Below are 13189 nucleotides of genomic sequence, written 5' to 3' on the forward strand. Positions count from 1 at the left end.
CTTGGCTGCCTGAGCCAAACCGTTAAGCCCGGAGACCGGCGGCTGTCTCCAATTGATGTCACCTGCGCTGGCTAGCTCCCTGTCGCTTTTCGCCTCTAGGCGAGCCAAGGGGGAATGCTTGCCCATTCCCCCTTGGCAATCCCCCTAGGCACCCAGCTATGCGGCCCTGCGGGTTCGCTGCGTTGCTCGACCTGCCGGGGACACTCGCAAACTCGGCGCTACGCACCTCAGACACCGCGAGCGCCTTTTCCCCGGCAGCTCTGCGCTACTCGCCCGCTCAGATGGGGCTTTCTGGTCCGTGCAACCGCGTAGTTGCGCCTCAGGCGCTATTCGTAGTCATACACCAAAACCCGCTCAACGCGGCATCATCCTCACCCCATCGAGTTCAATGAGCGGTTGCGGCCGACCAAGATGATAGCCCTGCGCATAATCCACTCCCAGCTCGCGCAACTGCTGCATGATCGCTTCGCTCTCGACAAACTCCGCGACCGTTTCCAAGCCCATTTCATGGCCTATGGTATTGATTGAGGCGACCATGGCGCGAGCGATCGGATCACTGGCGATATCCTTGATAAACACGCCATCTATTTTCAGGTAGTCCACCGGCAAGGTCTTGAGATAGGCAAAGGAAGATAAACCCGAACCAAAGTCATCCAGCGCAAACATGCAACCGATGGCCTTGAGCTGCTGCATGAAACTAATAGCTTTACCCAGGTTGGCAATGGCACTGGTCTCGGTGATTTCAAAACAGAGGTTCTGCGGCGGTACCGCATGGCGCTCAATCGCCTCCAAAACAAAATCAAGAAAGCTCACTTCAACCAGCGACGCCGCCGACAGGTTAATCGAGTAGTTGCCAATATCGCCGTTGTGCCGACGGTTGAAGTCGCCCATCCAGGCCAGAAAGTTACCTACAACCCAACGATCAATCGCTGATGACAAATCATAGCGCTCGGCCGCGGGCATGAATGCCCCTGGCGGAATAACGCGGCCATCCTCACCGAGCATGCGCACCAGCACTTCATAGCTCGGCTTGTTCTGTTGCCGGCTGATCGCATGGATGGGCTGCACATAGAGCCGCAGCAGGTCGGCATCCAGCGCCTGACGCAGGCGATTGACCCAGAGCATCTCACCACGACGCTCCAGCAGTTGCGCGTCGTCGGCCTGGTACAAATGAATACGATTACGCCCCGCCTCCTTGGCGGCGTAGCAGGCGCTATCTGCTGCACTGAGCAGCACATCGATGGTCGCCATCTGTTCTTCAATCGGCACTAGCCCAATACTGACGCCAACGGCGAAGGTTTTGTCCTGCCAGCTAAAACGAAACTCCTCAACCAGGGCGCGCATGCCGTCCACAATCGGGATCGCCTGCTCCAACGAACAACCCGAAAGCAACAGACCAAACTCGTCACCGCCCAAGCGGGCCAGCACGTCGCTGTTGCGCACATGGGATTGAAACAGCTTGGCCAACTGGCGCAGCAGCTCGTCGCCGGCGGCATGGCCACAGGTGTCATTGACGATCTTGAACTGATCCAGATCCATGTAGCAGAGTACTTGCTCGCCGCGCTCAACGGGCGGCTTTGCCAGGGCCAGGGCAACCCGGCGCTCAAACTCCTTGCGGTTGGTCAGTCCGGTCAGCGTATCGTGCGCCGCCTGATGCGACAGCTCGCGCGCCAGCTGGCGATTGGCGGTGACATCTCGGAAGGTCAGTACGGCGCCGATGATGTGCCCTTCGGCATCACGAATCGGCGCGACAGAGTCTTGAATTGTCACTTCGCTACCGTCACGGCGGCGTAGCTGGCACATGGTGCCTTCCTTTCTGGTCAGCGCCTGCCGGTAGCGCCGCAGCAACGCCGTCACTGGATTACCCAGACGCTCATCATTGAATTCATCGTACAGACAATAAACCTCATCCAGAGCGCGACCGGCAGCGTCTGCCTCACTCCAGCCAGTCAATGTCTGCGCCACCGGATTCAAGTAGCGCACTCGACCCTCCGGCCCGGTCGTGATCACGCCATCGCCGATTGAGGCCAGCGTCACTTGCGCCAGCATCTTTTCCTGAAATAGCTGCTGCTCAATGCGACGCCGCTCGGTGATGTCGCGGATCATGCAGGTATACACATCCTCATCAAAAGCTCCGCGACTGACGGTCAGCTCAGCGACAAACTGATCATGCTCATTACGGCTGAACAGCACCTCGCTCATCAGCTCACTGCCCGCAGCCGGCTGCGGCATGCCCTGCCAGCTGCGATCTGCCACCAGGCGCCCCAGAGGCTGCCCAATCAAGGCGCCCGCTGGCATGCCAAACAGCCGCTCTGCGCCTGGATTACAGCTCGCCAGAACCCCGTCGCTGGTGCAGGTAATCACTCCATCGCGGATGTCGCGGATGATGCTCTGCGTCATACCTACCGCGCGGCGCAGTGCATGAATCACCTTGTTGTACTGCGCAGCAATCTGCCCTACCTCGGTAAAAGGCTCAACCGGCACATCGCGTTGCAGATCGCCTGCCTGCTGATGTGCGGCCATCGCTTCCAGCAGCTCAATCAGCTCGGTGCGCGCGCCATGCTCAGCGATATTCAGCCCCTTGCGCTCGGCCTCAGCGGTCACTCGCATGGGCCAGAACCGGTTGATGCTGCGCAACAGAATCCAGGTCACACCAAAGGCCCAGACTGCGGCCACCAGCACGCCCTCCAGTTGTGCTACAAATTGCTCCCAGCGGCTCAAACCCGTGCCGATCAATGACAGATCGCCAAATAGCGCTACAGCCAGCGTACCCCAGACCCCGCTTGCAAGATGCACAGGAACGGCACCCACGGCGTCATCAATACGCAAACGATTGAGCAGGCGGTCGGCCAGATACATTACCAGGGCGCCGCCCAAGCCGATCAGCACTGAGGCACCAGCATCCACCACATGCGCACCGGCAGTGATTGCCACCATGCCCGCAATCAACCCATTCAGCGGATAGACCGGGTCGACCAAGCGCCAGCGCCACCACGACAGAAGCATGCCACCCAAAGTGCCGGAAATCGCAGCGAGCACCGTATTGGCAATAATGCCGGGCACCCGCCCGTCAAACGCCAGCGTGCTGCCGCCGTTGAAACCAAACCAGCCGAACATCAGCATCAGAGCGCCAAGCATTGCCAGCGGCAAATTGGAGCCCGGCATGCTGCGGCCTTCGCGCTCCTGATCGTAGCGACCATGACGCGGACCAAGAATCAGGATCACCGCAAGCGCAATCCAGCCGCCAACACCGTGCACCACGGTAGAGCCGGCAAAATCGACAAAGCCGCGACCGGCCAGCCAGCCTTCACCGGCACTGAAGCTGCCACCCCAGGCCCAGTGGCCGAAGAACGGATAGATCAGACCGGCGGCGATGGCTGTGACCAGCAAATAGGCGGTAAAACGCATGCGCTCGGCCGCAGCGCCAGAGACAATGGTCGCGGCAGTGGTACAGAACATCGCTTGGAACAGGAAGAATGCCGCCTGCCAGGTATCATTGAAGGAGAGCATCACGAAGCCACCACCAAATAGCCCGGTGGAGCTGGCACCAAACATCAGACTGAAACCGAACAGCCAGTAAAGAAAAACCGCTACGCCCAGGTCAGCCATGTTTTTGACCGCAACATTAATCGCGTTCTTGCTGCGGGTCAGGCCTGACTCCAGACAGAGAAAGCCAATCTGCATGTTGAATACCAGCCCGGCACACAGCACGAGCCATAACACATCAATCATAGAGACGGGCATAGTCGATACCTGGTCCGCTTCGAAACTGGCACTTTGATAGCGCGCCGGTGATAGCAATGCCCTGTTATCGAGCACGCGCAGCACAATAAACCGCGCTTGGCTCAGGACAGTGCAATCGATGCAGTTTTTGTACCAAAAGACGCCGAAACAACAGCAACTCGCAGGCATTATGCGGCAAGACGAAGAGAGGGATTAAAGCAGGAAAAGGATAATGCGGAGGAGAGAGCTTATATAAAGTCATCAATCACCGGGCGACCGACGCCGCCCGGTGAATTCAACACTCAGGCAGATCAGTCAGCGATGTGTACCAACTGCTTGCCGAAGTTCTTGCCGTTGAGCATGCCTTTGAACGCATCAACCGCGTTATCCAGACCTTCAGCTACGGTTTCGCTGTACTTCAGCTCACCGGACGCTACCTGACCAGCCAGCAGTGCGGTGATTTCCTGATGCTTATCCTGCCACTCGGTGACCAGGAAGAAGCGATGCTCAGGCTTGGGATCAAGGGCGCCAAAGATGTGGAAAGGTGTTTCTACCTTGCTCTGATCTTCAGCATTGTAGGCAGATACATAGCCGCAGATCGGCACGCGAGCACCGGGATTGATCAGTTTGGCAACCGCTTTGGCAACGTCGCCACCGACGTTCTCAAAATAGACATCGATGCCTTTCGGGCAGGCAGCAGCCAAATCGGCATCCAGATTACCGGCCTTGTAGTCAACGCAGGCATCAAAGCCCAGCTCTTCAACGACATAACGGCACTTCTCGGGGCCACCGGCAATACCCACTACGTGGCAGCCTTGTTTCTTCGCCGTCTGCCCAACCACGGTACCCACTGGGCCGGAAGCCGCAGCCACTACAACGGTCTCGCCTGCCTTGGGCTTGCCCACGTACATCAGGCCGCAGTAACCGGTACGACCGGGCATACCGGCAACGCCAAGATACGTCTGCAGCGGCGCGCCCTGATCCTTGATCTTGTAGACCATGGGAGCGTCGCCAGGAATGATGCAGTACTCCTGCCAGCCTGAATAGACGGTGACCACATCGCCAACGCTGTAGTTGTCAGACTTGCTTTCAATAACACGGCCAATGCTTTCACCGACGATAGGTGCACCGATTTCGATCGGGTCCATATAGCCTTTGCTGTCATTCATGCGGGGGCGCATGTAGGGGTCCAGCGACAGCCACAGGGTTTGCAGCAGCACTTCGCCGTCTTTCAGCGCACGTACCGGCTCTTCTTTAATGACCAGATCGCCATCTTTGATTTCGCCCTGCGGGCGCTGGTTGAGAACCACTTTACGATTTGTATGGGCAGACATGATTGCCTCTCGCTATCAGGTGTATGGGCGGCCAGATTGCCGCGAACTCGCCGATCATAAACCAGCAAGGCGGCAAGTCATGCCCCTTGGCCGCACTATTCATCGCACTGATTGGTCGCCAATTGGCAGGCCGAAACGCCGGCTAGTCAATATCGCTGAGCGACAAGCCTCCGCCGTTACTGATCACACGATCACGGCCATAAGCTTTGCCACGATACAGGCGCTGGTCGGCACAGCGGTAAAGCGCCTCCGGATCAGTACCATCTACCGGCCACTGAGCCACACCAAAGGTAGCAGATAAAGGAATGCACTTGCCGTTCACCTCAAGAGGCGTATCTGCGAGCTGCTGACGCAGATCCTCAACCAAAGTCGCGCCGGCCTCAACCTCGGTATTCAGCAACAGCAGCCCAAACTCCTCACCACCCAGGCGGCCAATATAATCCGTTACGCGCAGCCGCCGCTGTAACACCCGGCAGAGGTGTTGCAACGCACTATCACCCACCTGATGGCCCCAGCAATCGTTTACCTGTTTAAAGTGGTCAACATCCAGCAATACCAAACAAAATGGCTGGTGGCTGCGCGCGGCCCGCTGCGCAGTATCCAAAAACAACATCTGAAAACGTCCGCGATTGAGCACGCCGGTTAACGCATCGGTCTCGGCAACGCGCTCCAACGCCCGCTGCGCGGCCGCCCGCCTTGACTCGTATATATGCACAAAAAGCATCAATACCACGCCGCAGAGCATGGCATTACCCAAATCAATCAAGCCGGTGGCACTGCGCACCTCGGCAAAGCGCCAGACATAAAGCAGCGCGGCGAGCAGAATAAAAGGGGTCGCCAGGAGAAAGCCGCCGACCCGTCCCAGCAACAGGTACGACAAGACCGGCACCATGTAGATCCAGACAAAAGCCGTCTGCGACGCATTAGGCATTACCATGATATAGAGCAGAAAGCAGAAGGTCGGCAGCAGGAAAACATATATCCAGGGTGTGAGATTGCGCACTTGCGCCAGCTTCCAGCAACCCCAGAACAACAACAGCCCGGCGGCGAGTTCGCCCGTTGCCAGCAGCAGATTATGATTACTCAACTGCAATACGGCGAAGCCACACAGAATGAGCCCGGTGGCCAAAAACACCAGACGCAAAAGCACCCGCTGATCTGAGTCTTCCAGCGCAAAACGGGCGGATGAGGATAGGTCCCTATCCTGTCGCTTGAATTTGTTCGGCATTTCCCTCGCCTGCTTGTTATTCAACCCACATAGTGTAGTGCCCGATGGTCAACTAACCAGCCCAAACCTCGAGCAAATGCTGGTCCTTGAGTCGAACATAATTGTCGGCAGAATAGCTGAAGAAGGCTTTTTCCTTATCAGTCAGCGCTCGTACTTGCCGCGCCGGGCTGCCCATATACAGATAACCACTTGCCAGCGTGCGATTGGCTGGCACCAGGCTACCGGCACCAAGAATCACTTCGTCTTCCACGATGGCACCATCCATAACGATGCTGCCCATGCCGATCAACACCCTGTTGCCAATGGTGCAGCCATGCAACAGAACCTTGTGCCCAACGGTGACCTCATCACCTATTATCAGTGGATAGCCATCCGGGTTAAAAGGTCCGGCGTGGGTAATATGCAGTACGCTGCCATCCTGAATGCTGGTGCGCGAGCCAATGCGAATATGCAGCATATCGCCGCGAATCACCGTCGCCGGCCAAACCGAGCAATCATTACCCAGCACCACATCCCCCAGAACCACAGCCGACGGATCGACAAATACGCCCTGACCGAGTTGTGGAATCTTGCCGCCAAAGGGTCTTACATTCATGCTGGCTACCTCGTTTGCCGGGTCGCGTTCAGTCACTTGCCTTGAAATGAAAGAACGCAGCCCATAGATCAATGTAAAGACAGGCTCGACCGACCATTGAGTCGCATCGTCCTGCACCGATATTCAATATGATGGCGGTCGAACGCCATCACTGTCCAATTCAGGAAGCTATCCATGTCCAACCCGCTACTGCAACCTTATGACCTGCCGCCGTTCAGCGCGATACGCGCCGAGCACGTCAAGCCTGCTATCGAGCAGATCCTGGCTGACAGCCGCAACCAGGTGCAGGCGCTACTGGCAGCACCGCCGGCCCAGTGGACCTGGTCCAACCTGATTGAACCACTGGACGACATGGGCGAAAAACTCTCGCGCGCCTGGTCACCGGTCAGCCATCTGAACGCGGTAATGAACAGCCCGGAGCTGCGTGAAGCCTATGAAAGCTGCCTGCCGCTGCTCAGTCAGTACTACACCGAGCTGGGACAAAATCAGGCGCTGTTCGAGGCATATCAGCAACTCGCCAACAGTGCTCAATTCGCCACCCTGGACAAAGCCCAGCAAACCATCATCGAGCACGCGCTGCGCGACTTCCGCCTATCCGGCATCGCACTGCCGCCCGAGCAGCAAAAGCGCTACGGCGAGCTACAGATGCGCCTGTCCGAATTGCAAAGCACCTTCTCCAACCAGGTTCTGGACGCCACCCAAGCCTGGACCAAGCAGATAAGCGACGCGGCGCAACTAGATGGTCTACCCGATTCCGCTCTAGAGCAGGCCAAGCAGGCGGCCGAAGCACGGGAACTGGACGGCTGGTTGATCACGCTCGACTTTCCCAGCTTTTACGCGGTAATGACCTACGCAACCGATCGTGCCCTGCGCGAAGAGGTCTATACCGCGTATTGCACCCGTGCATCGGATCAAGGCCCGAACGCCGGAAAACTGGATAACGGCCCTATCATCGACGAAATACTGACCTTGCGCCAGGAGCTGGCCGAGCTACTGGGGTTTGCCAATTACGCTGAGCTCTCGCTGGCAACCAAGATGGCCGACAGCACCGACCAGGTACTGGGCTTTCTGCGCGACCTGGGGCAACGCAGCAAAAGCTACGCAGAAGAAGACCTGTCAGCCCTGCGTGCCTTTGCCGCGGAGCAAGGCTGCAGCGATCTCCAGCCCTGGGATCTAGGCCACTACAGCGAAAAGCTGCTGCAACATCGCTATGCCATTTCGCAGGAAGTACTGCGTCCCTATTTCCCGGTCAACACCGTGATCAAGGGCATGTTTGGCATAGTACAAAAGCTGTACGGCATTGAACTGCGCGAGGTCGAACAGTTCGAGCGCTGGCACGCTGATGCGCGTCTGTTTGAAGTCAGCGAAAACGGCGAAGTCATTGGTCGCTTCTTTCTTGATCTCTACGCCCGCTCGCACAAGCGCGGCGGTGCCTGGATGGACGGGTGCCGCGACCGGCGTCTACTCCCCAGCGGCGAGCTGCAACGCCCCATCGCCTATCTGGTGTGCAACTTCACACCGCCCGGCAGCGGCGGCAAGCCCGCTCTGCTGACCCACGACGAGGTCACCACCCTGTTCCACGAATTCGGCCATGGCCTGCATCACTTGCTGACTCGGGTTGACTATGCGTCTGCCAGTGGCATCAATGGCGTCGCCTGGGATGCCGTAGAATTGCCCAGTCAGTTCATGGAAAACTGGTGCTGGGAGCCGGAAGGTCTGGCACTTATCTCCGGGCACTTCCAGACGGGCGAACCACTGCCACAAGAGCTGCTCGACAAGATGCTGGCTGCCAAGAACTTCCAGTCCGGCATGGGTATGCTGCGCCAAGTGGAGCTCTCACTCTTTGACTTTGAGCTGCACGTGCGCGAAAACCCCGAACTCAGCGCTCAGCAAGTACTGGATAAAGTGCGTGACGAAACCTCGGTGCTGCGTGCACCTGCATTCAATCGCTTCCAGAATGGCTTCAGTCATATTTTTGCGGGTGGCTACGCCGCCGGGTACTACAGCTACAAGTGGGCTGAAGTACTTTCCTCTGATGCTTTCTCACGCTTTGAAGAGGAAGGTGTGCTGAATGAGAAAACCGGGCGTGCCTTCCGCGACAATATTCTTGCGCGTGGCGGCAGCGAAGAGCCGATGGCGCTCTTTGTGGCCTTCCGTGGTCGTGAGCCCTCGATTGACCCACTGCTGCGTCACCTTGGCTTATCCGGGGAAGCAGCATGAACCAGCCGGTAAAACGCTTCATCGCCGGGGCAGTGTGCCCGGCCTGTAGCACCATGGATACGATTCGGATGTTTGACGTGGACGGCGTGCCGCACCGAGACTGCGTTGAGTGCGGCTACGCCGATACGCTCGATGAGCGTGGCAATGCAGTGCCAAGCGAGCTGACAACAAGGGTCAACGCAGCCAAACCCAAGCCCGCTAAACCGACCACTCAGACCGTGCAGTTCTTCCCCAACCCCAGGCTGAAGAAGAAGCCCGAATAGTCCTCAACGGTGCCGCCTAGGCGGCACCGCGCCAGGCTATATCAACCCCCAATTGCTCGCTCATGCAGGGCCACTGGTGCCAGATTGCACTATTGGCCCCTTCTTGTTGCGCAAGGTAAGCCTGGAAGCTCTCCGAGCTGAAGGCGTCCTCCGGAAACAGGCCTGCTACCGCCGCATCAACTGCGGCATCCAACTGGTTGGCAAAGTCATCTCCCAACAATTGATGCACGATCAAATTGGCCTTGGTGGTGTCCATCGGAATCAACGCTTCGCCGCCGTGCGCCAGATAACGATCATTAACGTCCTCGACCAGGCGATGGGCCAGATAAGCTTCATCCAGCAGTGCCAACAGCCCTTGATGCTCTGCCGGCAAGTCCGGCGGCTGCAGAAAAAAGGCTTCTGCCACTTTGAGCACCGGCAGCAAACGGCTGCGCATACTCGCCAAATCAGCTACAGCAGCAGCAGCATCCAAAACATTGGGAACCTGCTCGACATAAGCCTGAACAAAGTTGAAAAGTGTCTCAACCCCGTCATCTTCCAGACGAATGGCCGGATGCAGCTGCGGCAATCGTTCAGCCAACCAGGCATGCAATCTTTGTTGCTTGGCCTCCTGACTTAGCGCCAGTTCAACCTGACGTTTCAACGCGGGTGTATTCATGAATATCTCTCCACAACGACAGCTAAATGCTGCAGATGATTGAAGTGCTTGCTGGATGTCGCAGTCAAGCTAGCAGAGGGAAGCGATCCCGTCAAAGTGACTCAAAAATGAGGCACCATAACGTTCTGTCATAAAGAAATAAAACTCCTCAAGCTGCCACAGAAAAGCATCAACTGAGACAATTTATAGCGGCCTTTTGCCCGAAGCGCCAGCCGCCCACACAGGTTAAAAAATAACCGCCTGCAACATTGCCAAGCCCAAAGCCGTGTCTATACTCGACATTGTCCGGTAGCCATTTGGGGTACTGGCCAGGGAGGGCTTGCGGTGATTTTCGGCCGCTTACTGACTCTGGTCCATTGCTTATACAGCGACTAAAAGCCGCATTGTAGAGCCGCCCCTTCGCGCCTGGAGTGATAAAAACAATAAAAGGGGAACCGGGAATGTTGCGATTAGCAATCACCTGGCTGGTTGGCTTGTCCCTATCCGTCGTTGGCGCTGCCGCCAATGCCGAGTGGGGCGTCAACATGCGGCCTGGCGTCACCGAAGTCAGTAAATCCGTATTCGACCTGCACATGGCCATTTTCTGGATCTGTGTAGTGATCGGCGTCATCGTGTTCGGCGTTATGTTCTGGTCGATGCTGATGCATCGCAAGTCCGAAGACAGCAAGCCGGCCACCTTTCACGAGAACCTCACGGTCGAGATTCTCTGGACGGTTATCCCTCTGGTCATTCTCATCGTCATGGCGGTGCCTGCCACCAAGACGCTGATCGACATATACGATGCCGAAGAATCTGACGTCGATATCCTGGTCACCGGTTATCAGTGGCGTTGGCAGTACAAGTACGTGGGCGAAGGCGTCACCTACTTCAGCTCGCTCTCCACGCCGCGCGAAGAGATCACCAACGTCTCGCCCAAAAACCCCAATTATCTGCTCGAAGTAGATAATCCGCTGGTGGTACCGATCGGCAAGAAAATTCGTTTCCTGATTACCTCGGCTGACGTTATCCACTCCTGGTGGGTACCCGCCTTTGCGGTCAAAAAAGACGCTATTCCCGGTTTCGTCAACGAGTCCTGGACCCGTATCGACGAGCCCGGCATCTATCGCGGGCAATGCACCGAACTCTGCGGCAAGGACCACGGCTTCATGCCCATCGTAGTCGAAGCCAAAACCCAGGAAGACTACGACACCTGGCTCGCCGAGCAGAAAGAAGCCGCCGCCAAGGAGGCCGAACTACGCGACAAGGACTGGTCACTGGAAGAACTGGTCGCCCGCGGCGAGAAGGTTTACGGCTCAGCTTGCGCGTCCTGTCACCAAGCGACGGGGGAAGGTATACCTCCTATGTTCCCGGCGCTCAAAGGCAGCAGCATTGTGCTGACTGACATCCAGGAACATATCAACACTGTCATCAATGGCCGTCCCGGCACTGCGATGGCGGCCTTCGGCAAGCAACTCTCTGAAGTCGATGCAGCAGCGGTCATTACCTATGAACGTAACGCATGGGGCAACGACACCGGCGAACTAGTCAGTCCGCTGGATATTCTCAACTTCAAAGAAGCCCAATAGGAGACCTGTCATGAGCGCAGTGATCGATCACCATCACGCCGACCATGCCCATGGTCCAGCCAAGGGCATGATGCGGTGGGTACTGACCACCAACCACAAAGATATCGGCACCATGTATCTGTGGTTCAGTTTTGCCATGTTCCTGCTCGGCGGCAGTATGGCCATGGTCATCCGGGCGGAGCTTTTCCAGCCGGGCCTGCAGCTGGTACAGCCCGAGTTTTTCAACCAGATGACCACCACCCATGGTTTGATCATGGTGTTTGGCGCGGTCATGCCCGCCTTCGTGGGTCTCGCTAACTGGATGATTCCACTTATGGTAGGTGCGCCGGACATGGCCCTGCCGCGTATGAACAACTTCAGCTTTTGGTTGCTACCGATGGCCTTCGGCCTACTGGTCTCGACGCTGTTTATGGAGGGTGGCGGGCCGAACTTTGGCTGGACTTTCTACGCACCGCTATCGACCACCTACGCACCACCCAGCGTGACCTTCTTCATCTTTGCCATTCACCTGGCCGGCATCAGCTCGATCATGGGCGCGATCAACATCATCGCCACCATTCTCAACCTGCGCGCGCCGGGCATGACGCTGATGAAAATGCCGCTGTTTGTCTGGACCTGGCTGATCACCGCCTTCCTGCTGATTGCGGTGATGCCGGTACTGGCCGGGGTGGTGACCATGATGTTGATGGATATTCATTTTGGCACCAGCTTCTTTAACGCTGCCGGTGGCGGTGACCCGGTGATGTTCCAGCACATCTTCTGGTTCTTCGGGCACCCCGAGGTGTACATCATGATCCTCCCGGCCTTTGGCGCGGTCAGCCAGATCATCCCCACCTTCAGCCGCAAGCCGCTGTTTGGTTATACCTCCATGGTCTATGCCACCGCAGCAATTGCCTTCCTGTCGTTCATTGTCTGGGCGCATCACATGTTCACCGTCGGCATTCCGATCACCGGCGAGCTGTTTTTCATGTACGCCACCATGCTGATTGCCGTGCCCACCGGGGTGAAGGTGTTCAACTGGGTGAGCACCATGTTTCGCGGTGCGCTGACCTTTGAAACGCCGATGCTGTTTGCCATCGCCTTCGTGATTCTATTCACCATTGGCGGTTTCTCCGGGCTGATGCTGGCTATCGCCACGGCGGACTTTCAGTACCACGACACCTACTTTGTAGTGGCGCATTTCCACTACGTACTGGTGCCCGGCGCCATCTTCGGTATCTTCGCGTCGGCCTACTACTGGTTACCCAAGTGGACCGGGCACATGTACGACGAAACCCTGGGCAAGACGCATTTCTGGATGAGCTTCATCGGCATGAATCTGGCGTTCTTCCCGATGCACTTCGTCGGTCTGGCCGGGATGCCCCGACGGATTCCGGACTACAACATCATGTTTGCCAACTTCAACATGGTGTCGTCGATTGGCGCGTTCATGTTCGGGGCAACCCAGCTGCTATTTCTGTTCATCGTCATCAAGTGCATCAAGGGCGGACCCAAGGCAGCAGCCAATCCATGGGAAGGGGCAGAAGGCCTGGAGTGGACAGTACCCTCGCCAGCGCCTTATCACACCTTCACCACACCACCCGAAGTGAAGTAGTCGGAGGCC

9 protein-coding genes are annotated in these 13189 nt (G+C 57.3%); 4 read left to right on the top strand and 5 right to left on the bottom strand.

The window, feature by feature from the left end:
- Positions 1-354: 354 nt before the first annotated feature.
- From amt to EF096_RS06340, 4 genes are all read right to left on the bottom strand, one after another.
- Positions 355-3744, bottom strand: a complete 3390-nt coding sequence (gene amt / locus EF096_RS06325; RefSeq protein ID WP_123888782.1) for an ammonium transporter — start codon at positions 3742-3744, stop codon at positions 355-357.
- A gap of 290 nt (positions 3745-4034) precedes the next feature.
- Entirely contained in the window at positions 4035-5057 is a 1023-nt protein-coding gene (locus EF096_RS06330) for an NADP-dependent oxidoreductase (protein WP_123888783.1), read from the bottom strand.
- A 142-nt stretch (positions 5058-5199) separates the two neighbouring features.
- The gene (locus tag EF096_RS06335; protein WP_123888784.1) at positions 5200-6285 is read right to left on the bottom strand and encodes a GGDEF domain-containing protein; all 1086 of its coding nucleotides are present in this window, start codon (positions 6283-6285) and stop codon (positions 5200-5202) included.
- Between the two features lie 52 nt (positions 6286-6337).
- On the bottom strand, positions 6338-6880 hold the full coding sequence (locus tag EF096_RS06340; protein WP_123888785.1) for a gamma carbonic anhydrase family protein: 543 nt from the start codon (positions 6878-6880) through the stop codon (positions 6338-6340).
- 174 nt (positions 6881-7054) lie between these two features.
- Here EF096_RS06340 and prlC point away from each other — a divergent pair, with 174 nt between their 5' ends.
- Both prlC and EF096_RS06350 read left to right on the top strand, forming a co-directional pair.
- Positions 7055-9100 carry an oligopeptidase A gene (prlC, locus tag EF096_RS06345; RefSeq protein WP_123888786.1) on the top strand — a complete coding sequence of 682 codons (2046 nt, stop codon included), beginning with the start codon at positions 7055-7057 and terminating at the stop codon, positions 9098-9100.
- The gene (locus EF096_RS06350) at positions 9097-9363 is read left to right on the top strand and encodes a YheV family putative zinc ribbon protein (RefSeq protein WP_123888787.1); all 267 of its coding nucleotides are present in this window, start codon (positions 9097-9099) and stop codon (positions 9361-9363) included. Before prlC ends, EF096_RS06350 begins: the two co-directional genes overlap by 4 nt.
- Positions 9364-9379: 16 nt before the next feature.
- Here the strand turns inward: EF096_RS06350 and EF096_RS06355 are convergent, their stop codons facing one another.
- A complete protein-coding gene (locus tag EF096_RS06355; protein ID WP_123888788.1) occupies positions 9380-10021 on the bottom strand; it encodes a hypothetical protein in 642 nt (213 codons plus the stop codon).
- 440 nt (positions 10022-10461) lie between these two features.
- On the opposite strand from EF096_RS06355, the gene coxB reads away from it, so the two are divergent.
- Both coxB and ctaD read left to right on the top strand, forming a co-directional pair.
- Complete coding sequence (gene coxB / locus EF096_RS06360; RefSeq protein WP_123888789.1) at positions 10462-11586, top strand: cytochrome c oxidase subunit II; 1125 nt, start codon at positions 10462-10464, stop codon at positions 11584-11586.
- 10 nt (positions 11587-11596) lie between these two features.
- Complete coding sequence (gene ctaD, locus EF096_RS06365) at positions 11597-13180, top strand: cytochrome c oxidase subunit I (protein ID WP_123888790.1); 1584 nt, start codon at positions 11597-11599, stop codon at positions 13178-13180.
- Positions 13181-13189: the final 9 nt, after the last annotated feature.

This window comes from Pseudomonas neustonica (genome assembly GCF_003797945.1).
Taxonomy (GTDB): Bacteria; Pseudomonadota; Gammaproteobacteria; order Pseudomonadales; family Pseudomonadaceae; genus Halopseudomonas; species Halopseudomonas neustonica.